This is a genomic window from Streptomyces sp. HUAS ZL42 (assembly GCF_040782645.1).
Classification (GTDB): domain Bacteria; phylum Actinomycetota; class Actinomycetes; order Streptomycetales; family Streptomycetaceae; genus Streptomyces.
On sequence record NZ_CP160403.1, the window covers coordinates 834,212 to 858,876 of the forward strand.

General features: G+C 69.0%; 20 protein-coding genes and 1 pseudogene. 5 read left to right on the forward strand and 16 right to left on the reverse strand.

Annotated features, from left to right (window positions below; translation table 11 throughout):
• Positions 1-78 precede the first annotated feature (78 nt).
• The 5 genes from ABZO29_RS03975 to ABZO29_RS03995 all read right to left on the reverse strand — a co-directional run bounded on the left by ABZO29_RS03975 (position 79) and on the right by ABZO29_RS03995 (position 6,863).
• Positions 79-840 carry a response regulator transcription factor gene (locus ABZO29_RS03975; protein ID WP_367318712.1) on the reverse strand — a complete coding sequence of 254 codons (762 nt, stop codon included), beginning with the start codon at positions 838-840 and terminating at the stop codon, positions 79-81.
• Entirely contained in the window at positions 837-1,643 is an 807-nt protein-coding gene (locus tag ABZO29_RS03980; RefSeq protein WP_367318713.1) for a sensor histidine kinase, read from the reverse strand. Before ABZO29_RS03980 ends, ABZO29_RS03975 begins: the two co-directional genes overlap by 4 nt.
• An 864-nt stretch (positions 1,644-2,507) precedes the next feature.
• Positions 2,508-3,047 carry a GNAT family N-acetyltransferase gene (locus ABZO29_RS03985; protein ID WP_367326038.1) on the reverse strand — a complete coding sequence of 180 codons (540 nt, stop codon included), beginning with the start codon at positions 3,045-3,047 and terminating at the stop codon, positions 2,508-2,510.
• A gap of 317 nt (positions 3,048-3,364) precedes the next feature.
• Positions 3,365-4,105, reverse strand: coding sequence for a VOC family protein (locus ABZO29_RS03990; protein ID WP_367318714.1), 741 nt, complete (start codon positions 4,103-4,105; stop codon positions 3,365-3,367).
• Between the two features lie 391 nt (positions 4,106-4,496).
• The gene (locus tag ABZO29_RS03995) at positions 4,497-6,863 is read right to left on the reverse strand and encodes an AAA family ATPase (protein WP_367318715.1); all 2,367 of its coding nucleotides are present in this window, start codon (positions 6,861-6,863) and stop codon (positions 4,497-4,499) included.
• A gap of 345 nt (positions 6,864-7,208) precedes the next feature.
• Here ABZO29_RS03995 and ABZO29_RS04000 point away from each other — a divergent pair, with 345 nt between their 5' ends.
• On the forward strand, positions 7,209-8,681 hold the full coding sequence (locus ABZO29_RS04000; RefSeq protein ID WP_367318716.1) for a hypothetical protein: 1,473 nt from the start codon (positions 7,209-7,211) through the stop codon (positions 8,679-8,681).
• Positions 8,682-8,891: 210 nt separating this feature from the next.
• Positions 8,892-9,061: pseudogene (locus ABZO29_RS04005) on the forward strand (IS5/IS1182 family transposase); the annotation flags it as partial.
• Positions 9,062-9,234: 173 nt separating this feature from the next.
• Here the strand turns inward: ABZO29_RS04005 and ABZO29_RS04010 are convergent.
• Together ABZO29_RS04010 and ABZO29_RS04015 are read right to left on the reverse strand one after the other, a co-directional pair.
• Positions 9,235-9,435 (reverse strand): type II toxin-antitoxin system VapB family antitoxin, encoded by a 201-nt coding sequence (locus ABZO29_RS04010; protein ID WP_367318717.1) that lies wholly within the window; start codon positions 9,433-9,435, stop codon positions 9,235-9,237.
• Positions 9,436-9,640: 205 nt separating this feature from the next.
• Complete coding sequence (locus ABZO29_RS04015; RefSeq protein WP_367318718.1) at positions 9,641-10,105, reverse strand: DUF6193 family natural product biosynthesis protein; 465 nt, start codon at positions 10,103-10,105, stop codon at positions 9,641-9,643.
• A gap of 547 nt (positions 10,106-10,652) precedes the next feature.
• Here ABZO29_RS04015 and ABZO29_RS04020 point away from each other — a divergent pair.
• Both ABZO29_RS04020 and ABZO29_RS04025 read left to right on the forward strand, forming a co-directional pair.
• A complete protein-coding gene (locus tag ABZO29_RS04020; RefSeq protein ID WP_367318719.1) occupies positions 10,653-12,509 on the forward strand; it encodes a hypothetical protein in 1,857 nt (618 codons plus the stop codon).
• A gap of 473 nt (positions 12,510-12,982) precedes the next feature.
• Positions 12,983-13,111 carry a hypothetical protein gene (locus ABZO29_RS04025; RefSeq protein ID WP_367318720.1) on the forward strand — a complete coding sequence of 43 codons (129 nt, stop codon included), beginning with the start codon at positions 12,983-12,985 and terminating at the stop codon, positions 13,109-13,111.
• A 168-nt stretch (positions 13,112-13,279) separates the two neighbouring features.
• Here ABZO29_RS04025 and ABZO29_RS04030 read toward each other — a convergent pair whose 3' ends face one another.
• Positions 13,280-15,580: an alpha-L-fucosidase gene (locus tag ABZO29_RS04030; protein WP_367318721.1), complete on the reverse strand. Its 2,301-nt coding sequence runs from the start codon at positions 15,578-15,580 to the stop codon at positions 13,280-13,282.
• A gap of 396 nt (positions 15,581-15,976) precedes the next feature.
• Here ABZO29_RS04030 and ABZO29_RS04035 point away from each other — a divergent pair, with 396 nt between their 5' ends.
• The gene (locus ABZO29_RS04035; RefSeq protein WP_367318722.1) at positions 15,977-17,416 is read left to right on the forward strand and encodes an RICIN domain-containing protein; all 1,440 of its coding nucleotides are present in this window, start codon (positions 15,977-15,979) and stop codon (positions 17,414-17,416) included.
• A gap of 76 nt (positions 17,417-17,492) precedes the next feature.
• Here ABZO29_RS04035 and ABZO29_RS04040 read toward each other — a convergent pair whose 3' ends face one another.
• From ABZO29_RS04040 to ABZO29_RS04075, 8 genes are read right to left on the reverse strand one after another with little or no spacing between them, the layout of a single operon-like run.
• Positions 17,493-18,131, reverse strand: a complete 639-nt coding sequence (locus tag ABZO29_RS04040; RefSeq protein WP_367318723.1) for a lactate utilization protein C — start codon at positions 18,129-18,131, stop codon at positions 17,493-17,495.
• Positions 18,128-19,612: a LutB/LldF family L-lactate oxidation iron-sulfur protein gene (locus ABZO29_RS04045; protein WP_367318724.1), complete on the reverse strand. Its 1,485-nt coding sequence runs from the start codon at positions 19,610-19,612 to the stop codon at positions 18,128-18,130. The genes ABZO29_RS04040 and ABZO29_RS04045 overlap by 4 nt, the downstream gene beginning before the upstream one ends.
• Positions 19,609-20,349 carry a (Fe-S)-binding protein gene (locus tag ABZO29_RS04050; protein ID WP_367318725.1) on the reverse strand — a complete coding sequence of 247 codons (741 nt, stop codon included), beginning with the start codon at positions 20,347-20,349 and terminating at the stop codon, positions 19,609-19,611. The genes ABZO29_RS04045 and ABZO29_RS04050 overlap by 4 nt, the downstream gene beginning before the upstream one ends.
• 16 nt (positions 20,350-20,365) lie before the next feature.
• Positions 20,366-21,238, reverse strand: coding sequence for an amidohydrolase (locus ABZO29_RS04055; RefSeq protein WP_367318726.1), 873 nt, complete (start codon positions 21,236-21,238; stop codon positions 20,366-20,368).
• The gene (locus ABZO29_RS04060; RefSeq protein WP_367318727.1) at positions 21,235-21,546 is read right to left on the reverse strand and encodes an L-rhamnose mutarotase; all 312 of its coding nucleotides are present in this window, start codon (positions 21,544-21,546) and stop codon (positions 21,235-21,237) included. Before ABZO29_RS04060 ends, ABZO29_RS04055 begins: the two co-directional genes overlap by 4 nt.
• Positions 21,543-22,565, reverse strand: coding sequence for an aldo/keto reductase (locus ABZO29_RS04065; protein WP_367318728.1), 1,023 nt, complete (start codon positions 22,563-22,565; stop codon positions 21,543-21,545). Before ABZO29_RS04065 ends, ABZO29_RS04060 begins: the two co-directional genes overlap by 4 nt.
• Positions 22,562-23,329, reverse strand: coding sequence for an SDR family NAD(P)-dependent oxidoreductase (locus tag ABZO29_RS04070; protein ID WP_367318729.1), 768 nt, complete (start codon positions 23,327-23,329; stop codon positions 22,562-22,564). The genes ABZO29_RS04065 and ABZO29_RS04070 overlap by 4 nt, the downstream gene beginning before the upstream one ends.
• A complete protein-coding gene (locus tag ABZO29_RS04075) occupies positions 23,326-24,663 on the reverse strand; it encodes an L-fuconate dehydratase (RefSeq protein WP_367318730.1) in 1,338 nt (445 codons plus the stop codon). Before ABZO29_RS04075 ends, ABZO29_RS04070 begins: the two co-directional genes overlap by 4 nt.
• Positions 24,664-24,665 lie beyond the last annotated feature (2 nt).

Consider the following 24,665-nt stretch of genomic DNA (forward strand, 5'->3'; position numbering starts at 1 on the left):
CGAGCGATGTTTCGGCCAGATTAGGAGCGCGTGAACGGGCTGCCGGTGACGGCGGAGTGATCCCCGGTGACAGCGCCGTCACCCAGCCGGCGTCCCGTCCGGCTCGTCGGCGGGATCGTTCTCCCGGCCGTCCACCGGCAGATCCGGCATCAGGTAGCCGACCCCGCGCAACGTGCGGATGTACGCCGAGCCGCCCGGCACCCCCGCCAGCCTCGAACGCAGCCGGTACACCGTGGACTTGACCACGTCCCGTCCGCCCAGCAGGTCCGCGGTGCCCCACACCTCCCGCAGCAGGTCCTGCCAGGACTGCGGCACACCCCGGCGGGAGGCCAGATGGGTCAGCAGTTTGAACTCCGTGAACGGCAGGTCCAGCCGGTGCCGCCCCAGGGTCGCCGACTGCGCCACCGGGTCGATCACCAGCCGTCCGACGCGAACCGACGCGCCAGCACCCCGGCGGTGGCGGCGTACCAGTGCCTGGGCGCGCAGTGCCACCTCGCGCGGGTGGAACGGCTTGGTCACATAGTCGTCGGCGCCGTGCTCCAGGCCGGCGATGACGTCGTCGTGCTGGGACAGCGCGGTGAGCAACATGACCGGCACGTCCGACCGGGCCCGGATCCGCTCGCACAGCGTGAGTCCGTCCATCGCCGGCATCATCACGTCCAGCACCACCAGGTCGACGGTGCGGGTCCGCAGGAGATTCAGTGCCGTGGCGCCGTCGTGTGCGGTGAGCACCGTGAAGCCCTGCGTCTGAAGGGCGAACTCGATGATGATCGTCATCTGCGGCTCGTCGTCGACCACCAGCGCGGTCGGACCCGCCGTCGTCTGTGCCTCCGCCGTCATGACGCGTCGGGCAGGGTCAGCAGGAAGGTCGTCCCGCGGGTCGACGCGGTGTGCACCATGATCTCGCCTCCGTGCAGCTCCACAACGGTCTTCGTGATCACGAGACCGAGGCCGGTCCCGTCGGCCAGGGGCCGCCCGGTGGCGAAGCGGTGGAACAGCCGGTGCCGCTCGGCCCGCGTCATGCCGGCGCCGTCATCGGTGACGTACACCGCGACGCCGGTGTCTATGAGCGCGACCCGCACGTCGATGCTGCCCCCCGTGGTGGTGAACCGGCTCGCGTTCGACAGCAGGTTCGTCAGTGCCTGGGTCAGCAGCATCGGGTCCGCCGAGATCCGTGGCATCACCTGCGGCACGTCCAGGCTGACCCGTTGCCCGCGCTGAGCGCACAACGGCCGCATCGCCGTCACGACCTCTCGCGCCACCACCGACACGTCCACCTTCTCCATACGAGGTGTGAACAGGCCCGCTTCGATCTTCGCCTGGATCAGCAGGCTCTCGCACAGGCCGATGACCTGCGTGGACTGATGGTCGGCGACCAGCAGCAACCGCTCCTGCGCCGCTGTCAGCGGGCCCGGGTTCCCTTCCCGAAGCAGATCCACCGCCCCCTTGATCATGCTGAGCGGCGTACGCAACTCATGACTGAGCGCGGTCACCTGCTCCGCCCGGCGCTCCACCAGGTGCTCCAGCTGCGCCAGCTCCGCGACCCGGGCCGCGGCGAGCCGGCGCATCCGTATGAACGTCAGCAGGGCGGCGGCACCCGCACCAGCCAGCGCCGCCAACGGCAACCACCAGACGGCGACCATGGCGCATCCTCCTCAGGAACCGCCACCGCGCACGAGGCAAGGCGGTCCGTGCATTGTGCATGGCATGGGTCGCCGCGACAATTGGCCCGCCGACCGGGGACTACAGGTCCGCCATCGGGCCCGACTGCCGCCGAGATGAACTGGTTGAGCCGCTTCCGCTTCAAGCCTCAGAACGAGATCACCGAGTGGCCGTCGATACACCGCCCCGCGGGACATGACCCGCGTTCGTGACAGAGGTCAGGTCGATCCGTTCGCGGAAGCGTCATGGTGATGATTAGGTGTCGGCGGCCAGTAAAGACTCCCCCGTACGGCCAGCTCGATTCCACACCTGGTAGTCACACTCAGTAGTGGCGAGGCGCCGGACGGCTGCCGATGCCGAAGCGGCCTCCTCGCGGGCTCAGCGACCTCCCCCTGCTCCTGCCGTGGTGGGGCGAGCACCAGCGAGGATAATCTCACGCTACGTAGACGAAGCGGCCGCCGGTGGGGAGCTGAGGCGGCCACAAGCGGGGCAGCCCAACTGACCACTGACAATGAGGCAACGGATCTGGGTGAGTTGTTCAGAACTTGAGTGTGCAGTTCAGGGGCGGGGGCGCTGTGTGAGCCAATGCCGAGGTTCGCGATGGCGGAATTGGCATGCGGGGCCGGCGTAGCGCAGCAGCCCTGCCTCACACGCCCAGTCCAGGAACACAACCAGCCGGAACGGCAGCCAGTTGCGCGAGCCAACAGAAGCACCGCATACCGACGCATCGTCGCAAGTCCGACACTGAAGGAAGGTCAGTGCGAGCGTCAGGCCCGTTGCTCGATCGCGTCGGGCTCGGTCCCAGCAGTGCCTGTCGCGTTGGGGCTCCGCCGTCGAGCCCGAACTCAAGCGGACGGCGTGACCGGGGATCGCAAGCCGAGCCACTGCTCGGCGTCCCAGGCTTGGAACCGCTCTACCTCGGTAAACCCCAGCTTTGCCGCGAGGCGCATCGAGCCGACGTTGGCGGTCTGGGTGGTGAGCACCACCGGCTCGCCGGGAAGGACGCCGTCGAACCAGTCGAGTGCCGCCGCGCACGCCTCGGTGGCGTACCCGAATCCCCACGCCCGCGGCAGGAAGAGGTAGCCCAGATCGGCCTTCCCCACGGCAGCCGGGCGACGGTGCTCCGTTGCTCTCCTGAGCAGGATCTGGCCGATCATCGCCCCATCGAGATCGACGACGAAACTCCCGGGCCACCGCCCGGGCACCCCGGGCATCTCGCGCTCAAGCTCGTCACGCGGCCTGGGGCCGCCCAGATAGGTGTGCACCTCCGGCGAGGCGTGCAGCTCGATGAACGCCGCACGGTCCCGGGCCTCGGGCTCACGGAGCACGAGCCGCTCGGTCTTGATCGGGGCAGGCGGCCAGGCGACGGGTCCGAGTTCAATCATGCCGACCAACCAATCAGCAGGCTCGGCAACGATCAAGGCTCGCGAACCTATCAAGCCAACGGCCCAGGTCCCACACTCACCACCGGGGCCGTGCAGGCCCGATCCGGACGTATGTCAACACAAGATCCCCGACGGAGCCGAATTCCGTGACAGTCAACAGCTGCTGCTGCCGCAGGCGGAGCGAGGACCGCGAACGAATCGGTGAGACTGTCCGGCCCGAACATGCTCACCTCCGCCATCGACCGGCAGGGAGAAGAAGCGGGCATCTGGCGCCACGCACTGCCGCACCGCCATGAGGGCGCGGACGAAGCTCCGCGTCAGCCCCGGCCGAGGACGCAGAACTCGTTGCCCGCCGGGTCGGCCAGGACGACCCAGGAGACGTCGTCACCCTGACCCACGTCGGCCCGTACCGCGCCGAGGCCTTCGAGCCGGGCGACCTCCCTCGCCTGATCCCCGACAAGGTCGGCCATCACGTCGAGATGGACACGGTTCCACACGACCTCGTCGTCGGGCGTGCGGCGGAACTCCAGATACGGCCCGACACCCTTGACGGAGCGCAGCAGGGCGCGCTCGTCGGTCAATTCGTGGACACTCCAGTCGATCGCCTCGCCCCAGAACCGGACCATGGCCCGTGGATCGGCGCAGGCGACGACCACGGCGGCTATCGGCCCGGTGTCCCGGTAGAGCTCCCGCGGCTCCAGGACGCTGAACATGTTGCCTTCCGGGTCGGCCATCACCGTCCACGGCACATCGCCCTGGCCCACATCGGCGGGCGTCGCCCCGAGCTCCTTCAGACGTGCGACCAACTCCGCCTGATGGGCGTCGGAGGTGGTGGCGAGCTCGATGTGCACGCGGTACTTCACCGTCTCCGGGTCCGGGACGCGGACGAGATCGATACAGACGGCGGACGGGTCCGGCCAGTCGAAGCCCACGGGTTCCAGGTTGGTCACGCCGGGCCCTTCGCTGGAAACACCCCAGCCGAGCGCCTCCGCCCAGAACCGGCCGAGCGCCGAGTCGTCCCGGGCCTTGAAGTTCACCTGAACAAGCTGCAGCGTCATGCCGCACACCCTAGGTGATCCCCCATCGGGCAGGCGTACGAAATTCAGAGCGCCGCACAGCCCGGACAGCGACTACCCCCACCGCCTGAGCTGGACATCGCTCCTGCGAAACGGGCGCCACCCCGGAGGCGGAGTCGTTGAGCACCATGAGCAGCTCCTGGAAGCCCCGCCCGCAGGACGACAACGACGCCACGCCGAGATCGGCACTCAATCAATTCACGGAGGCGCGCAGGTGACTTCGGACATGAGCGCAGTCGACTCGGAAAGGGTGAGTCGGGGCCCAGGGCGAGACGAACGGACGAACCACGCCCATCTCTCCCGCCGCCAGCCGGAGTTCATGCCCCTCAGCCCCGACCAACGATCAACTTCGAAAGCGGATGGTGTCTCAGGCCTAGCTCCAGCACCGCGTGTAGAGATCCGGAATCCTGAACACCGCTTCAGGACCGGAGCTGCCCTCCTGAACGACGCGTTCGAGGAAACCGAGCCGTTCCAGGAGCCCGACCTGGTTGGCGATCGTGCCGTCCGCCTCGTCGAAGAGTCCCTGGACGTCGCGCAGGGCGAAGCGATCGCGTTTGCCGGCCCGGCAGTTGCGGACGAATGTGGGAGCCACTTTGAAGTCGTTGACAATCTCGTTGAAGCTCAGGTCCGACAGCTTCGTCATCGCCTTGCTCACCGACTCGGCGGAGAACAGAGGGAAGCCGGATACGTGTGCCTCGGCGTCCTCTGACAGGTCACGCGACAGGTGCAGCAGGAGCACGGCGTGCCGGGGGGAGACATCGCCGTTTCCATTGCGCAGACACTCGAGGAGCCACTGATCGATGGGTTGGCCCTCGATCTCCGGCGGAAAGACGACCTGGAGCGCGTCGCGTGTGTCGGCAGTGCCGTCCGCGCCGCGCACGCGGGTGGCGAGCAGTTGGAGCGGGGTGTTGGCGAGAACCCGTCGGACGAGGACCTGAAGCCAGTCCTCGTCGGACCACTCGAGCGTCAGCGTTCTGGATACCAGTTTGTTCTTCTCCTGGATGTCGTACAGCTCGAACAGGTCGGTGCGAAGGAGGACCAGCAGCCCTACGCTTTCGAACTGTGACACGCGGCTCTCGGCCTGGAGCAGGGCTTGGACCACGGCTTGTTGTTTCGCTCTGTCGTATTTGAACGTCTCGTCGATGCGGTCGAACATCACCATCACGCGCCGGTCGGACTCTCGGAGAAAAAGGTCGTCGGCCTCCTTCAGGAACGACTCGACGTCGACAGACGCGCCGCCTGGTCTGCTGGTGCCTGCGGGAAGCTGGGCCTCGAGCCCGACGGGTCCAACGGTGAACTTCAACGTGGTACCGCCGAAGGGGCGCAAGCACGCCCGCAGGACGCGTCGCAGGCGGCCCACCGGTTCGGTCGGAAGGTCCAGGGCTGTTCGGAGGTTGGCGCCGCTGAGGCGAAGTTCCTTCGGGGCCGAGGGGGGAAGCTCGGAGGCGACGAAAGCTGCAATGACCACAAGCCACGCAGCCCGAAGGGCGTTGGCGTTCGTCCATGCGTCCGGGGCAACGATGCGCTGCAGGAGGTCCCCGGTATTGGCAACGGGGCAGATGGTGGCGCTGGCGTGGCCTGCGCCGGCAGGCGAAGCGGTGGCCAGGGTGCGGAAGATGGCACTCTTGCCCGCCCCGCGGTCTCCGACAACGAGGGAGCGGCGTTGTCCGAGAATGCGTCCGATGTCGTGGCGCCGGACGAAGGTCGCGGTCAGCAGGTCGTCCCTCTCCGCCTCCTCTGCACCGAACTGGAGGTCGGCGAGGCTGAAAGGGCGCCCTCGCAGGTACTGAGACAGGATGCTGTCCACGAGGCTTCTGTGAAAGAGCTGCGCAGTACGTGCCGCGTGGTCGACGACGACCAGCCCGTTGGTCTGCAGGATGTGCAGCTCTGTGAGTACCTCCTGCTCCCCCATGCCGGACCTGGCTGCGAGGGTGCGGATCTGCTCCCTCCCACCGGCCAACGCGATCTCTTCGAGGAGTTCGGTCAGGACCTCTGGCCGCGGGTGGGCCGCTCTCGCGCGGTCGGCCATCCACTGGAGCACCGTCCGCAGTGTGAGGGAGCCGCCCTCGGGAAGGGAGCGCTGCCGGGCAACATTGACCAGCGCTCGAAGCATCAGGGGATTGCCGTCGGCAAGCTCAGTCAGGCGTGCCATCATCCCCGGCTCCAGTTCGGGCAGCTCCTGGCGGATCAGGTCGGCTGCTTCCGCCTGCGTGAGGTGGCCGAGTTGAAGCACTTCCAGTCGTGCGAAGCGGCTGAATGACAGATCGGGCAAGGGGCGAGTGGCCACGACGAGCTTCCAGCCGTCCAGGGCCAGGGCAAGCTCCTCAACCGCGGCACTGAGACGGGAGGGGCGGGCGGCCTCGTCCAGGGCGTCCAGGAGGAGAACCGGCGAACTCATCCGCCCCTCCAACTCCCGTAGAATTCCTGCCGTCTCCCTCAGTGACGCTCTGCCCGCGGAGGTGCTGAGGGTGCGCATGAGTGTCGGGCTTATGTCCAATCCCGAGGCTGTGACCTCCTCCAGGAGGCGCGTGCCCAGCTCGCGTGGATCAACCTGATTCGCCAGACTCACAAAGAAGACGGTGCGGTCCCGCCGTTGCAGTACGGCCTGGGCCGCGCGCAGCAGTGTGCTCTTGCCCATCCCCGGACTGCCCAAAAGCAGCACGCCCCGTGACGCCGGCTCAGAGAGGATCTCCATGAGCCGGTAGAACTCGCCACGCGGGACGAAGAATTCGTCGCCCATGTGCACGTGCCTGCCCCCCGATGCCAGCGGCCGGAACTGCTGCCGACCGTCCTCGCGTTGCACGCGAGCGCCCGATCCGGCCGGCACGCAAGCCGGTCGTGCAATCACGGTAACGGACCGGTCCGCAGCATCGACGAAGTTGACGCCACAACGTCCTGGACGGCGCATGCGGCACACAGCACCACCAGCCGCGCAGCACTCTGATCGCGTCTCTGGATGGAGGCCGGCTTGACCGATCCCCCTCAAAGGGTGACCACTCTGCGGGGCATCTAGTACGGGGGGGGATCCTGGTCGCGTACACGCGCGCGGAGGCGGATTACGACCTCCCCCTGGCATCCTGGCCGCATGGACGCTGACGCCCTGACTCCGGTCCACCTCGACAAGGTGATGAACGGGTTGGCGATGAATTCCGCCTTGCCGGCTCCTATGGTCCGGCGACTGTTCGCATGGCGGCGGGGTGGGGGGAAGGTGGCGGGGCGTCCGGACCTTACCGAGGACATGGTTGCCGAGATCATCGCGATCGACGACCACTGGCTCCTGCACAGCCTGGCGCTCAACGACCGGCTGCCGGACCGGTTCCGCATCCGTCTGGCCGCCCATCAGGACAAGGCGGTTCGGTCGGCGCTCGTCATCCGCGCCGCGACCGCACCGAGGGAGATGCTGGAGCAGCTCATCGATGATCCCGACCCACAGGTCCGCGAGTACCTGGCCCAGGGTCATCACACGCCGCCCGACCTCCGGGCCCGCCTCGCCGCCGACTCCGACCCCGCGATCCGCGCCGCGCTGGCGAAGCACTGGACACAAGCGCCGGAAGCGGTCCGGAGAATCCTGCTGACCGATCCCGAGGCCAAGGTCCGCGCCGCGGCCTGTTCGACCTACTTCGCGCATCGGCCGCATCCGATACCGCCCGCGGACCTACTGCCGGCGCTGTTGGCGGACCCTGTGACTCGGGCGGGCGCGGTCATTCACGCCGTTCTCGACGCGGACACTCTCCAGCAACTCGCCGAGGATCCTGACAGCGAGGTGCGCGCTGAGCTGGCCCGGCATCCCGACTTGCCCCCGTCGGTCCGCGAAGTCCTTGCCGTCGATCCGGCCTTGAGCGTCCGGGTGAAGGTCTTCGCCCGACCGGACACGCCGGAGCACGTGCGGGCACAGATCCACACCTCGGTCCACGAGCTTTCGCGTTCGATGGCCGACCCGAGCCCCGACGCCGACGACGAAACAGTCCTGCAGTGGTATCAAGACGTCGCCGCACGCACGGAGCTGCGGATCCTGAGCCTGCAATGGGTTACGGCCGATCCGCTGCCACACATCGACTCGCCCTACGTCAGCTTCCGAGTCTCAGCGGCCGCCAGCAGCGCCCTTCCCGTCAACGCGGTGGCCCGACTGCTCGACGACGAGGAGGAGATCGTCCGCCTCACCATGGCGCGTACCGCCCCGCACCTGGTTGATCCCGCGACCGCCGAGAGTATCGAGCGCCGCTACCGCCGACGGGACAAGTTCACGTTCTGGTGGGACGAGGCGGAGATGTTGACGTTCCCCACAGAGACCCTGCGCCGCTTCGCCACCGATCCTGAGCCCCGGCTCCGCTCCTTCGCCCCCCGCGATCCGAATCTGCCGTCGGAACTCGCCGAGAAGCTGGCCTCCGACCCCGAAGACCGCGTACGCCGCGCGATCGCGCCCCACCGCAATCTCCCGCTCCCATCCCTGTTCCGACTCCTCGCCGACTCCTCGGAACGCGTCGCGGAGGCCGCCGGTGCCTCGCCCTTCCTCCCCGTCGAGCACATGGAGTGGCTGCTGACCCGGGCCGGCCTGTAGCCGTCACGTCGCCCAAGCTCCGTCGGGTCGTGGATCCAAGTCCTTCGGATCACGGGGCTACTGGTGGGCTCGTGTATTCAACCGTCACTCCGCGGGGTCCAGCCAGGTAGCTGAGCGTGCGCCCCTTGCACTGCGAGAACCCGGTCTGTTCGAAGGTCAGGTTCGCCGAACAAGCTGGCGGACTGACGGTACGTCACCAACACCGCGCCCCGTTGGGTCGTCGAGAGGTCGCTCGCCCCGACGACGTACACCCGCCGCCACGCGCGGGACCACGAACGGCGCATCCAGCACTCCGCGACCCTGACACCTGGGCCGCCATCACCCTCATGACCAGGCGCCTCGCACGGAAAGGCACCACCCTCAGCTGGCCCAGGAAACCGACGCCGGCCGAGGGCTTACCGCCCTCCTTGCTCCTCCTCTTTCCTCCGCGTCGCCGTCGGCGACGCGGAGGGTGTCCACGCTCCGCTGGACCTCGATCAGGGACATCTCCGCCCGGCCGAGGGTTCGCCGGACGCCCACCACATCACGGTCCTGGAAGAAGGGTCGCGCCGAATCAGCCCTGTGGTTCCTGCGGCTTCACCTCAACCTCACGCAGATTCTGGTCCCTGAGCTCGACACGTGCCTCTGTGCGATGACTGCGGGCAATGTAGTCGCGCACAACCACCTCGATGGCGTCCTGAGGCGATCCGACACCGGCCAGGACCATCACCTCCACGACCAACTCGGCATCGAGACTGATGTTGACCTGGGCCATGGCCCTCCCCTTCGTCGCGTCGCATCAGACTCTAATCGCCCAAGGTTCGTTTGCACTCGCTCGGCAGGGGAGGCGCTGACATCAGAAACACGCACCAACTCGTGAGGAGCGATTACCTGGCGCGGTGTCGGATGGTCTGGATCCAGCCTTCACGTGCGGCCGGTGATCGGCACGGCGACACTACTGTCGGTGCCGGGCGGGGTCATCAGCCAAGCGCGACCGGGCCGAGGCCGGACGGCAGTTGGGCCACAGCCAGTGCCACGGCCTCCTGCGCTGTGGCGAACCGGCCGAGATCTTGGCTGATGATGCCCGTACCCACCCCGTACGTGCCATCGCTGTTCGCGGTCAGGCACGGTCCAACGACGGTCAGGCGCGGGCGGGTGGTGGTCGAGAAGCGCAGCGCCCAGTGGCTCGTGAACGGGTAAAGGGCGCGCAGGGCCGGCTCGGCGTGCGCCGCCTCGATCAGGGCCTGGTACGTCTCCTGCCAGGTGTACTCCAGTTCGCCCGCCTCCTGGCGCATGCTCTGCCACTCGGATTCCGTCAGGCGCGCGGGATCGTCGTCGGGGACCTCGAACCGGCCGGTCAGGTGCACGAAGGGCGCCGCCCGGCGGATGTCGTTCAGGGCGGCCCCGTCGACTGGGGTCGCAACAACAACATCGAAGGCTGACACTGCTGGTCGCCGCGGCCGCGTTGCCGCTTGACGGTTTCGCTCTCGGGCTCCGTGCGCCGATGCTGTGATCGCACGGGTTTGCCGGGTTGGTAATGCGGCGGATGCCCTTTTCGCTGCGGAGGCGGGCACGTTCTCGACAGCAGCGCACCAGCAGCCGCCACGCCTGCCGCAAAAGTGCAGCCGCCCCAGAGCCTTTCGCCTCTACCAGTTCTGCCTACCGTGCAGTCCTCTCTCGATGGAGGTGGACGGCTCCCGTGATCCAACTTGCGATCAGTAGTCCACAACCGGCCTCAAGCATTTGGAAGTAGCGCTCCCCATCCGAGATCAACTCGGCCACGTACAACCCCACGTCAACGCTCCCCATTACGAAGAGACAAATCGAAGCGGCAGCAAGGGAGAGACGTCTCTTGCCGGTTGTTGATCTCTGCTGGGCACTTGGCATGCCCTCATGATGGGCAGTACCGGGCAACATGACTAGGTGACCAGCGCGTTTGATGCAGCACACCCAGGCCATAGTGGCGTGTGGTCGGTGGCGCATAATCCTCGCGTGTCCGAAACTCCCGTCCCGATACCGTCGGGATCCGTTCCGGCGGGTACGCCCGCCTGGTCGTCCGCCGACGCCGCCCAGTGGCTGCAGGCCCGGCCCGCGAACTGGGCGCGGCCGAGGTGGGGCGTGTTGGCGCTGCTGGTCACCGTCGTGTGGGCCATCGCGGTGGAGCCGGAGCCGCCGTGCAGTGATGTGGCGCCGTGTGGCCCGGACTGGGGCGGCATGGTGCAGATGGGGCTGGCCGTGGGCCTGCTGTACTGGCTCGCCCGGCTGCCGGAAGTCACGCTGATCGCCGCTCCCGCCCTGGGGGCAATCGTGGCATGGGGCGAGCTACCGGGCGCCGGCTCGATGTCCCAAGCAGCGAACGTCGCCGTGATCGCGGCTCTCGCCTTCGGCTGGGCCGGGGCCCGCGAGCGACTGGCGGCCCGCTCGAGGCAGTGGCACATCGCGGAGCGGGCCGCAGGAGTGCGGCACCCACTGCCGGGGGCCATCGGTCCTCTCACGCGAGGGACGGTCCCGCTCGCCGCCGGGTTGCTCTTGTGCGCCGTGGCCGCCGGTGCGGTCCTCATGGGGCTGAGAGGCATCCGCGCGGACGAGCGGCATGCGGCCCGTGCCGTGGGCACCGCAGCAGAAGTGATCAGTCAGGGCGAGGAGTCCGTACGGCTGCGGACCGACGACGCACGACGTATCACGGTCGACGCGTTCTACCCGGAGGACTACGGCGTCGGCAGCACGGTGACCGTGCTGGAGGACGGTTCGTGGCGGCGCTTGGTGGCCGAGCCGTACGACGCCTTCGGCTGGCAGCTGCTGGTCCTGGCCGCGGGACTGCCCGGACTGTCCCTGCTCACCGTCGGCGTCCTGGCCCGCCGCCGTGCCGCGGCTCTGCGTCGCTCACCGGTGCCGGCCCTGCGCGTGCTGGAACGCACCGATCAGGAAGGCCGGACCTGGGTCTACGCGGCCGACGACGGCTCGGGCCGCACGCCGCTCTTCGTCTGCCTGCTCACAGCGACGCTCCCGGACGGCGTCGAGCCCGCGCCCCGCATCACAGACGACGGGGATGAGGACGAATTCCCCGTCGTCGACACACGATTGCACGAGGCGGTCATGCTCGGCGCCCCGTGCGACGGCGGTGAACTGGTCCTCGTCACTACAGACCGGGACGGGCATCAGTACGTGGTCCGCACGGCCGGCCCGGTCCGGCTCCCTCGAACCGGCAAGGAACCGCGCCTGGACGCCCTGGCCGTCACGGAAGCACGCTCCGAGACCGCCGAGCCGCACGACCCAGGCCGGACGGACCGCATCGCCGCCACCCTCACGCCCACCGACCGCCCGCTGCGCTGGGGACCGGGGCCGGTGGCCCGAACGGCAGGACTTGCCATCACCGCGGGCGTGGCAGCGAGCATCTCCTACTTCACGCATTCCCTCGTGGCCGACGGCTTCGGCTGGGAGCTGATCCCGCTGATCGGGCTGCTGTTCTGGATCAACCTGGGGGCCATCCTCCTCAACTGGCGTGTCACCGCGGACAGCACCGGCCTGTGGCTGGCCGGGGCCTGGACGGTACGGCACGTCCCCTGGGAACGGCTGCGGGCAGCCCAGTACACCGGGGAGGGCAGCGTGGAGATGCGCTTGTCGGACGGCAGCACGTGGTACCTGACGGGCCTGGGTGAGCCGCGGCTCGAGCGACGTCTGCGGCTGCGTCCGTCGTACGTCCGCATGGTGGAGGAGGTCACGGCCCTGCACGCCCACCGGGAACTGCGCCCCACCGAGCGGAGTTCACTGCGGAACCACGGTGTGCCGCTCGGCCCTGTTCTGCTCCTCCTCGTGGCCCTCACCGCGGCAGCCTCACTCCTGGTGTGAGGAGGCGTGCTCACTCCATCCGCACGTCAAGCCGGGCGCCTTCGAAGCCGTCCTGACGAGGGCAAGCCCGACAGAGGAGGCGGGTGATTGCTCAGGGGCGGAGCTGTGAGGGACGGTGAGAATCGGCGGCCGCTGCTCTTCGCACCCCGCGCGGCGTTGTTCGTCCGGGCCACGCTGCCCGGCGAGCGGCACGGCATGGTCCGCCGACCACATACGGGACTTCGATCTCATCCGGGAGCTCGGAGCCACCGCCATCCGGATGGCGCACTACCAGCGCGACCAGAAGGCCGCCTGGAAGCAACTCGCCAGCCGTCCGTACATCTGGGGCACGTTCGCCTGGGCCATGTTCGACTTCGACTCCGACGGCCGCAACGAAGGAGGCCAGCTCCCGGAATCAACGACAAGGGCCTGGTCACCCGCGACCGGCAGGTCCGCAAGGACGCCTTTTACTACTACAAGGCCAACTGGGAGTCGTGAGCAGTGGCGACCGTGCCTTCGGATGGTCCAACGTCAAACTGACTCCGGGGCGGAACACCGTCGCGGTGAGCGCCACCATCAACGGCTCCACGTACACGGACATGGTCGAGTGGACTCTCGCCTGAGAGGGCGTGACAGCCCCGGCCGTCAGTGCGGCGGCGGTCAGGAACCGGCTGCGGTCGAGCGGCATGTCGGGCAGGCCCATGGTGCTGATTCCAGTTGCGTTTTCAGGGGAGAGCAGAAGAAGTCGCGGGGGCCGCGCCGTCACGCGGCGCGACCCCCGCCCGGCGTCGTCACAGCGCGAGGATCTGCCAGTCCTGGTTGGAGCCGCCGGTGGCGGGCCACTGGATGATCGAAGCGCCATCTGCGGCGGAGGCGTCCTTGACGTCGGCGCACCATCCGTTGCGGACGTTGACGAGCTGGTAGTAGCCGCTGGTCTGGGAGGGCACCAGCTTCCACCACTGGTTGTCGCCGCCGTCGTCGCTCCACTGGTCTAGGGACGCACCCTGGGTGGAACTCCCCGGGCTGTCCAGGACCTTGCCGCTGCGGACGTTGGACAGCCGGTAGGAGCCGTCGGCGTTCGGCAGCAGCTTCCACTGCTGGTTCGTGCCGCCGGTCCAGGGCCACTGGATGATGGAGGCACCGTCGGCGGACGAGGCGCCGCTGACGTCCATCACCTTGCCGCTCTTGCGGTTCACCAGCCGGAAGGTGCCCAGATCGGCGGTGAAGGGCCGGTCGTAGAGCTCCAGGTTGCGGATGGACGCCCAGGTTCCGGAGGGGAGCCCGGTGACCGTCACCCGTACATAGCGGGCCTGGGCCCGGAAGACGGAGACCTGTACCTGGCTGGTGCTGGTGGTGGCGGTCAGATCGGCGAGGGTCGTCCAGGTGCTGTTGTCGGTGGAACCCTCGATCTTGTAGCGGTAGTTGGTGGCGTCGGACTCCCAGGCGATGCGGGTGCCGGTGAGGGACCGTGTGGATCCCAGGTCCACCTTGAGCCACTGGCCGGTGCTGCCGCTGCTCGCGCACCAGCGGGTGGCGGAGGAGCCGTCCACGGCCTTCGCCGCGGTGTTGCCCTTGGAGGTCTCCTCGCTGCTGGCGGTGGCGGTCTTGCCGGCGGCGATGTCGGCGGGCTGCACGGAGCGGTCCAGTGTGACGCCGACGACGCTGTCCTGGGGATGGGTGGTGCGGTCGATGCCCGAGACGGTGACCCGGCCGTCGCTGCCGACCGAGTACGACAGGTTGGCGCCGGAGCGTACGTCGAAGACCCGGGTGACCTGGGCGTCCCCGATCGGCGGGGTGGTGAAGGAGGTGCCGCCGTAGCCGGGCAGCAGGTGGATGTAGAAGGTGTTGTCCTGGTACGTGAACCCGTACTGGCCGTCGACGGGGTTCCACGGGCCGCCCCGGGTGCCGTAGACGGCCTGCCCGCAGGCCGTCATGAACGTTCCGATCTGGCGCAGCAGGCTCGCCTGGGCCGAGGGCACGGTCCCGTGCCGGTCCGGCCCCACGTTGACCATCACGGTGATGTCGCGCACCCAGGAGTTGACCAGGATGTTCATGGCCGTGCCGTAGCTCATCACCCTGCCGTCGGAGTTGTAGCCCCAGGTGCTGCCGACGGTGAAGACCTTCTCGGCGACCTTGCCGGTGCGGATCGCGCCGGTGGGCACAGACCCGCCCTCCTCGCTGGTGTAGTCGCCGATCCAGCCGGATCGTGAGGTGGCGATGATGTCGGGCTGGTGCTTGCGCACCATGCCCATCAGCCCCAGCGGCTTGCCGCTGCTGTCGGTCTCGCCGTAGGTGGAGTCCACCGGCCACTGGTTGGCCGTGTCCCGGTACTGGCCCGGCTCCCAGAAGAACGCGCCGTCGGCGTCGCTGCCCTGCTCCGCGATCCACCCGCCGTCCCACCACAGGTCGTCGATGGTGCCGTACTGGGTGACGAGTTCCTTGATGGACTGGTACACCTCGGTCTTCATGATCCGCGCGTTCTCCTTGTGCGCGGAATCGGTGGTGTAACCCCAGGGGTTTGTCGCGCAGTTGGTGCCGTAGACGTCGTAGTAGCCGGGGTAGCGCCAGTTGATCGGCGAGTAGTAGAGCCCGACCTTCAGCCCGGCCGCTCTGACGGCCGTCACGTAGTCCTTCACGAAGTCGCGGCTGAGCGGTGCCTGGCCGGAGTTCCAGCTGTTCGGGTGGTTGAGCGGCCACAGGGCGAAGCCGTCGTGGTGACGGGTGGTCAATACCGTGTACTTGGCCCCGAAGTCCTTCGCCAGCTGGGCCCAGTCGGCGGGCTTGTAGGCGTCTGCGGTGAACTGCTCGCTCGTGGCGTCGGTGACGTACTTCTTGTAGTTGTCCGGTGTGACGGGGGCGTTGTGCATGTACCACTCGCCCTTGGCCGGGCCCGAGTAGACACCCCAGTGGATGAACATGCCCAGCTTGGCGTCGTGCAGCCACTGGACCTTGGAGTCCGGCTGCTGCTCAAGACCCATGTCCGCCTTGGGGATGCGCAGCGGGGGGAGGGGAAGCGGCTGGGGGGACGAAGCGGCGTGCGCCGCCGTCGCCAGAGCGGGCGTGACGGCCGCCGCCACGGTCATGGCGGCCATGCCGACAAGCACTCGCCGGCGAGTGAGCGGGTGAGACAAAGTCTTCTCCTGACTGTCCACAGGACAGCACACAGGTGCTGCGGCTCAGCATCCGGGCCGAACAGATCGGATGAGTCGCCCAACGGACGGCGAGACACAGGGGAGCCGCACGAAGGCGTGTGTTTCACCGAGATGACATCGGATGTATTAACAATCAACAACATGCCCCGTGTCTAGAGTCCCGGCGAAATCTTAGAAGTTCGCAGGAGTTGAGCGAGACAGGCTGCATGCACCTCCAAAGACATCGGATGTTCAATCGGCGTCAAGGCGTTGACGAAGTCCCACTTCCCGCCTACCGTCCTCGATCGGAGCCGCACACAACCAAACAATTCACAAACCTCGTCGAGGTGGGTACTGATGTTTCGACGCGCCCTCACCTGTGGACTGGCCGCCTTCCTGAGCCTGTCCGCACTGCTCGTCACCGGCTCCCCCGCCCAGGCCGCCTCGGTCACCGTGACCAACGCGACGCAGTTCACCGACACCACCGGCGCCGTGGTGCACGCCCACGGCGGCGGGGTGATCAACGTCGGCGCGTACTACTACTGGTTCGGCGAGAACCGCAACGCCGACAACACCTTCAAGGCCGTCTCCGTCTACCGCTCCACCGACCTGAAGACCTGGGAGTTCAGACGCAACGTCCTGACCCAGGCCAGCGCCCCGGAGCTGGCGGTCGCCAACATCGAGCGGCCCAAGGTCGTCTACAACTCCACCACCGGCAAGTTCGTGATGTGGATGCACAAGGAGAACGGCGCCGACTACACCCAGGCCCGCGCCGCCGTCGCCGTCTCAGACACCGTCGACGGCGCCTACACCTACAAGGGCAGCTTCCGGCCCCCGTCCGGCACCACGTCCCGCGACATGACCCTGTTCAAGGACGACGACGGCACCGCCTACCAGATCACCTCCGCCGCCGGCAATGCCGACCTGCAGATCTGGAAGCTCTCCGCCGACTACGCCGCCTACGACAGCCTCGCCGCCAACCCCTGGCCCGGCACCTTCCGCGAAGCACCCGCCCTGTTCAAACGCAACGGCGTCTACTTCATGCTCACCTCCGGCAACAGCGGCTGGAAGCCCAACCAGCAGCGCTACGCCACCGCTTCGAGCATCACCGGGCCCTGGACCACCATGACCGACGTCGGCGACGACACCGGCTACGGTTCCCAGACCACCTTCGTCCTGCCCGTCCCGGGCACCTCGGGCACCTCCTACCTCTACATGGGCGACCGCTGGGGCAACTCCATGGGCGGCACCGTCAACGACTCCCAGTACGTCTGGCTGCCGCTGACCTTCCCCACCAACACCACCATGAATCTGCCCTGGTATCCGCAGATCGCTATCGACACCGCCGCAGGCACGGTCACGGGCGTGGACGGAGGCCCGTACTACAACCTGGTGGCCCGGCACAGCGGCAAGTGCCTCGACGTCTCCGACAACTCCGCCGCCGACAACGCGATCGTCCTGCAGTACACCTGCCACAGCGGTCTCAACCAGCAGTGGAGGCTGAGGGACGCCGGCAACGGGTACGTCCAGGTCCTCGCCCAGCACAGCGGCAAGTGTCTCGACGTCGCCGGCGCCTCCACGACCGACGGCGCGTTCGTGAACCAGTACCACTGCACCACCGGCACCAACCAGCAGTGGCAGTTCCAGGACCAGGGAGGCGGCTACTACCGAATCGTCGCCCGGCACAGCGGCAAGTGCCTCGACGTGGCCAACGCGTCCACGTCCGACGGGACCCGTCTCATCCAGTGGACCTGCGGCAGCGGCACGAACCAGCAGTTCCAGCGGCGCGCGGCGTAACAGCCCTCCGGGCCCGGCGGACAGTGATGTTCCGCCGGGCCCGGATGCCACGGATCAGCCCTTCGCTCATAGTGAGCTACTCGTCCTCGACCACGACGATGTCGAGCGTCCTCGGCCCGTGCACTCCCTCCACCCGGTCGAGTTCGATGTCGCTGGTGGCCGAGGGCCCGGAGACGAGGGTCAGCGGCCGGTACGGGGCGAGCAGACGCAGCGCCTCGGGTACGTCGGGGGCGATCCGGTCGGCACGGACCACGCAGATGTGCTGGTCGGGCAGGAGGGTCAGCGCCCGCCGCCCCTGACCCGGACCGCCGTCGAGGACGATCGTGCCGGTGAGCGCGATGGCCGCGGCGGCGGTCGTGACCACGGCGTCCGTCGCGTCGAGTTGACCGACCGTCAGGGGCGGTACGTCCGTCAGCACCGACCAGGGTCCTTCCGGCACCAGGTCCTCGGGGAGACCCGGCGGCACCACCAGCGCCCCCGCTCCGGTACGTCGCAGCGCGTAGCCCACCGCTGCCGCGGCCCCGGTCACCGGGACGCGGACCACTGTGGCGCGGTAGTCGGCGGCGCGTTCCATGAACAGCTCCACGACATCCGCGCCCGTGCCGACGGCGCGGCGATCGTGTGTGCCCGGGAAGCCGTTCGTCGGCGTCTCGTCGCCGGGCACATCGGCCAGCGCCCTCCGGACCGCTTGCAGGACGACATCTCGTCCGTTCATCGCCCGTCCCCTTCCACCGTCGTACGGCCTTCGTCGCGGGTACGGCGCCACCAGGCGCGCAGGGACTCCCGCGGCGGAGCGGGTGTGTCCCGGGTGGCGGTCCAGCGGGCCAACGGGCCCGGCAGGGGGCCGATGCGGCCGTCCCGGGCCACCAGCCGCGCCCCGAGGGCGGCCAGTCGCTGCGCCGCCGACAGCCGCCTCGGGGACGACAGGACGGCACTTGCGGCCTTCATGGCCAGCGCCTCGGAGGTGGGCAGCAGCCGGTCACGGCGTTTCGCCTCCACTGTCTTCGCCCGCAGATGGACCAGGACCTCCGGGATGTTGATCTTCACTGGGCAGGCGTCATAGCACGCGCCGCACAGGGTCGAGGCGAAGGGCAGCGAGGCCGCGTTCTCGACGCCGACGAGCTGCGGGGTCAGTACGGCGCCGATCGGGCCGGGGTAGACCGATCCGTAGGCGTGACCGCCGGTGCGCTCGTAGACCGGGCATACGTTCAGGCAGGCGGAACAGCGGATGCAGGACAGGGCCTGGCGGCCCACCTCTTCGGCCAGGGTCGCGGTGCGGCCGTTGTCGAGGAGGACCAGATGGAATTCCTGGGGTCCGTCGTCCTTGGTGACGCCCGTCCACATCGAGGTGTAGGGGTTCATCCGCTCGCCCGTGGACGAGCGGGGCAGCAGCTGGAGGAAGACCTCCAGGTCCACGAAGGACGGCAGGACCTTCTCGATCCCCATGACGGTGATCAGTGTCTGCGGCAGGGTGAGGCACATCCGCCCGTTGCCCTCCGACTCGACGACCACGACCGTTCCGGTGTCGGCGGCCGCGAAGTTGGCGCCGGAAACGGCGACCTTGGCCCGCAGGAACCTCTCCCGCAAATGCAGCCTGGCCGCCTCGGCGAGGTCGCGCGGATCGTCGGTGAGGTCCTCGGGCGCGGGCCTGCCCCACTCCCCCATCTCCCGGCGGAAGATCTCCCGGATCTCGGAGCGGCCCCGGTGGATGGCGGGCACGAGGATGTGCGAGGGGCGGTCGCCGCCCAACTGCACGATGAGCTCGGCCAGATCGGTCTCGTACGCGCGGATGCCGGCCTCGGCGAGCGCCTCGTTGAGGCCGATCTCCTGGGTGGCCATCGACTTGACCTTCACGACCTCGCTCTCGCCGGTCGCTTTCACCAGGCGGGTGACGATGCGGTTGGCCTCGGCGGCGTCCGCCGCCCAGTGGACCGTGCCTCCCGCGGCGGTGACCGCCTCCTCCAGCCGCAGCAGATGGCCGTCGAGGTGCCGCAGGGTGCGGCGCTTGATCTCCGCCGCCCGATGGCGCAGTTCCTCCCAGTCGTCGAGTTCGGCGGTGACCGCGAGGCGTCTGTCGCGGATGGTGCCGGTCGCGCGGCGCAGATTCGCGCGCATACGGGTGTCGTTCAGCGCGCCGCGCGCCGCTTCGGGGAAGGCCGGGCTGCCCAGCCATACGACGTTGTCCGCGCCGCTCACAGCGCGCTCCCTTCGGTGCAGGCCAGGATCTCGGCCAGGTGGATCGTGGCCACGCCCGTGCGGAGCCGGGACAGCCCGCCGCCGATGTGCGTCAGACAGGAGTTGTCGCCCGCGCACAGAAACTCGGCCCCGGTGTCCAGGACATGGCGCATCTTGTCGGCCAGCATGGCGGCGGACACCTCGGCGTTCTTCAGCGCGAAGGTGCCGCCGAAGCCGCAGCAGGACTCGGCGGCGGGCAGTTCGACGAGGTCGATGCCCTTCACGGCACGCAACAGCCTCAGCGGCCGGTCGCCGACCCGCAGCATGCGCAGCGAGTGGCAGGTGGGGTGGTAGGTGACGCGGTGCGGGAAGTAGGCGCCGAGGTCGGTGACTCCGAGGACGTCGACGAGGAACTCCGACAGCTCGTACACCGCCGGCACCGCCCGCTCGACCGCTTCGGCGAGGGTGGCGTCCCCGTACTGGGCGGCCACCGTCCGGTGGTGGTCGCGGACCATCGCCGCGCACGAGCCGGAAGGGGTGACGACGGCGTCGTAGCCCGCGAAGACCTCGCAGAAGCGGCGGACCATGGGCAGGGTCTCGGGGCGGTAACCGGTGTTGAAGTGCATCTGGCCGCAGCAGGTCTGCTCCTGCGGGAACTCCACGGTGTGACCGAGCCGTTCCAGCAGTGCGATCACCGCCTTGCCGGTCCGGGGGAACATCGTGTCGTTGAAGCAGGTGATGAAGAGGGCTATGCGCATGGGTGGTTCCCAGGACTCAGATCGTCAGGCCGTAGGTGCGGACCGCCGTGCCCGCGAACACCTCCCGCCGCTCGGCCGGACTCAGGCCGGCCGTCAGCGAGCTGGCGGCCTCGACGACTTCGGCGTAACCGGCGGCGAGCCGGCAGACGGGCCAGTCCGAGCCGAACATCAGCCGTTCGGGCCCGAAGGCGTCCAGCACCGTGTCGGCGTACGGCGCGAGGTCCCCGACGGTCCACGACCCCCAGTCGGCCTCCGTGACCATGCCGGAGAGCTTGCACACGGTGTTGGGCAGGGCGGCCAGCGCCCGTATCCCCCGCGCCCACGGTTGGAGTTCGCCGGAGGCGATAGGCGGCTTGGCCAGATGGTCGAGGACGAAGGTGAGCTGAGGAAGACGACGCGCGGCCTCCACGGCGGCGGCCAGTTGGTGGGGCTTGACCAGCAGGTCATAGACCAGCCCCGCCCCGGCGACCGCGGTCAGCCCGCGCAGCACGTCCGGGCGCAGCAGCCAGCGGGGGTCGGGCTCGCCCTGCACCTGGTGGCGGATGCCCACCAGGTGCTCCCCGCCGGGTGCCGCGCGCAGTGCCGCGAGTGCGTCGGCGACTGAAGGTGAGGTGAGGTCGGTCCAGCCGACGACCCCGGCCACGAGCGCGCTGCCCGAGGCCAGGGCGAGGAACTCGGGGGTCTCCCCCGGGACGGTGACCGTCTGCACCAGCACCGTGGCGGTCACGTCGGCCGCGCGTGCGTCCGGCTCCAGGTCGGCAAGGGTGAAGTCGCGGTGGAGCGGAGCCAGTTCGGGGCCCGTGATCCAGTCCTGGTCGCGGACGGACAGGTCCCACACGTGGTGGTGGGCGTCGATGATCCCCGGCCCGGTACGTCCGTTTCCGGTCACAGTTGCCACACCACGGGCAGTGAGGCGTCGCCGCCTTCGGCGGAGTAGTCGTGGACGACGTCGAGCAGTTCCGCCATTCGGGCCTGCCATGCGATGTTGACCGGCAGCTTCTCCAACTCGGCGATCATCGCCGGGTAGTCCTCCACGTCCAGCACGTGGAAGAGATCGGTGCCGCTGCGCCAGATGGTCCACTCGCTGACCCCCGCGGCCCGGATGGCGGTGGTCAGTTCCTCGGGTACCTCGCGGTGCGCCGCCTCGTACTCCTCGACGCGATCGGCACGTACCTTGGTGTGCAGGGCGACTCTCACGACGGCTCCTTCGACGGCGGGCTTTCCTCGAGCGGCGTGGACACGGGGGCGGGGGTGCCCGGGGCCAGTAGTCCTTCTGCGTGCAGTTCGTCCCAGAGGGACGCCGGGACCGGCCGGCGCAGCATGGCGACGGTGTCGTGCACTTCCTCGGCGGACCGCGCGCCGGTCAGCACGCTCGCGACGGCCGGGTGTCCGAAGGGGAAGTGCAGGGCGGCGGCACGCAGCGGCACGCCATGCCGCTCGGTGATCTCCTTCAGCCGCAGGGCCCGCTCGAGGACCCGCCGCGGGGCGGGGGCGTAGTCGTACGTGGCTCCCGCCCTCGGATCGGTCAGCAGCCCGGAGTTGAAGACACCGCCGACGAGGACGCTCCTGCCCCGCGAGACGGCCTCGGGCAGCAGGTCGGCGAGGCCTTCCTGTTCGAGGAGGGTGTAGCGGCCGGCCAGCAGGACGACGTCGATGTCGGTGTCGCGCAGGAAGCGGGTGGGGACCTGGCACTGGTTCATGCCGATGCCGATGGCGCCGACCACTCCCTCGGCACGCAACCGCTCCAGTGCCGGGTAGGCCTCGCGGAGCGCCTGTTCGACGTGGTCGTCGGGGTCGTGCAGGAGAGCCACGTCCACCCGGTCCAAGCCGAGGCGGTCGAGGCTGGCCTCCAGGCAGCGCAGGACGCCGTCGGCGCTGAAGTCCCAGACGCGCCGGTGTACCGCCGGGACGGCGAACCCGTTCGCCAGGTCGTCGCCCCCGCTGTCATCGGGGACCAGCAGGCGTCCGACCTTGGTGGATACGGTGTACGCGTCACGTGGGCGGTCGCGCAGCGCGGCGCCCAGACGCCGTTCGGACAGGCCGAGTCCGTAGTGGGGCGCGGTGTCGAAGGTGCGGATCCCCGCGTCCCAGGCGGCCTGAACAGTGGCGGCGGCCGCCTCGTCACTGACCGGGCGGTACAGGTTGCCGATGCCGGCGGCTCCCAGGGAGAGCCGGGTGACTCCGACGGCGGTGCCGCCCAGCGTCGTGCTCCTCATGAGGTGGCCGCCGGGCGCAGCCTGAGTCCCTGCATGCCGCCGTCGACCGCCAGGGCGGTGCCGGTGACGGACGCCGCCGCGGGAGACGCCAGGTAGGCGATGGCCGCCGCGACCTCCTCCGCGGTGACCAGGCGCCCCATGGGCTGCCTGGCGTTGAGGGCCTTGCGTTCGGCCTCGGGGTCGTCCGCGGCGTCGAGAAGGCGGGCGACCCACGGTGTGTCGGCGGTACCTGGGTTGACGCAGTTGACGCGGATGCCCTCGCGGACGTGATCGGCGGCCATGGCCAGGGTCAGGGACAGTACGGCGCCCTTGCTGGCGCAGTACAGCGCCCGCTGCGGCAGGCCCGCGGTGGCACCGATGGAACAGGTGTTGACGACCGCCGCGTGGGACGAGCGCCGCAGGTGCGGCAGGGCGGCGCGGGTGGTGCGGACGATCCCGAGCACGTTGACGTCGAGGACCCGTTGCCACTGCTCGTCGGGGTTGTCCTCGACCGTACCAACCGCGCCGATGCCGGCGTTGTTGACGACGATGTCCAGGCCGCCCAGCCGCGCGGCCGCGTCGTCGACGGCCGCGCGTACGGAGGCGTCGTCGCGGACGTCGGTCCTGAGGGCGAGCAACGGTTGTGGCACCCCGGAAGGGTCGAGGTCGAGCACGGCCACCGTGGCGCCCTGCTCGACGAACATCAGGGCCGTGGCGAGCCCGATCCCGGACGCACCGCCCGTCACGATCGCCCGCAGGCCCCTCAGGCCGGTCGTGCCGGTCATACGGCGCCCTCCTGTCCGGCGAGGTCGGCGGTCCAGAACGCGCCGTCGGGATAACGGTAGGCGGCGATGGACTCCGGGCGCATGGTCGCGGAGAAGCCGGGGGCGAGCGGGGCCGTGTAGTGGCCGTCGCGGACGACCACGGGTGCGGTGAAGTGCTCGTGGAGGTGGTCGACGTACTCGATGACCCGGTTCTCGGTGGTGCCGGACAGGGCCAGGTAGTCGAACATCGACAGGTGCTGCACCAGTTCGCACAGTCCCACGCCGCCGGCATGCGGGCACACCGGTACGCCGAACTTCGCGGCGAGGAGCAGGATCGCCAGGTTCTCGTTGACGCCGCCGACGCGGGCCGCGTCGATCTGGAGCACGTCGATGGCGCCGGCCTGGAGCAGTTGTTTGAAGATGATCCGGTTCTGCACGTGCTCCCCGGTGGCGACCTTGACCGGGGCGACCGCCTCACGGACGGCGGCGTGGCCGAGGACGTCGTCGGGGCTGGTGGGCTCCTCGATCCAGTAGGGGTCGAATGCGGCCAGCGCGTTGGTCCACTCGATCGCCTCACCGATGTTCCACCGCTGGTTGGCGTCGATGGCGATGCGGATGCCGTCGCCGACGGCGGCGCGGGCGGTGCGCAGCCGTCGGATGTCGTCGTCGAGATCGGCGCCGACCTTCAGCTTGATCTGCGTGAAGCCGTCGGCGACGGCCTGCTTGGCGAGCCGGGTGAGCTTCTCGTCCGAGTAGCCGAGCCAGCCCGGCGAGGTGGTGTAGGCCGGGTAGCCGCGCTCCACCAGGACGGTCTCGCGCTCCGCCAGCCCGGTCCGGCCGTCGCGCAGCAGGCTGAGCGCGTCGTCGGGGGTGAGTGCGTCGGCGATGTAGCGGAAGTCGACCTGGGAGACGAGCCATTCGGGGTCGGCGTGGGCGAGCAGGCGCCACAAAGGCTGCCCGGCCCGCTTGGCGGCCAGGTCCCACACGGCGTTGACGACGGCGCCGATCGCCATGTGCATCACGCCCTTCTCGGGCCCCAGCCAGCGCAACTGGCTGTCCCCGATCAGGTCCCGGTTGAGCGAACCGGGGTCGGCACACAGCTCCTCCACCGGACGGCCGACGAGATGGGGGCTCAGCGCCCCGATCGCGGCGACCTGGACGTCGTTGCCGCGTCCGATGGTGAAGCAGAAGCCGTGCCCTTCGAGACCGTCGGGCGCGTCGGTGCGCAGGATGACGTACGCGGCCGAGTAGTCGGGGTCCGGGTTCATCGCGTCGGAGCCGTCCAGCTCCCGGGAGGTGGGGAAGCGGACGTCGAACGTCTCGACGGCGGTGATCCGGGCGGGAGTTGAAGTCACAG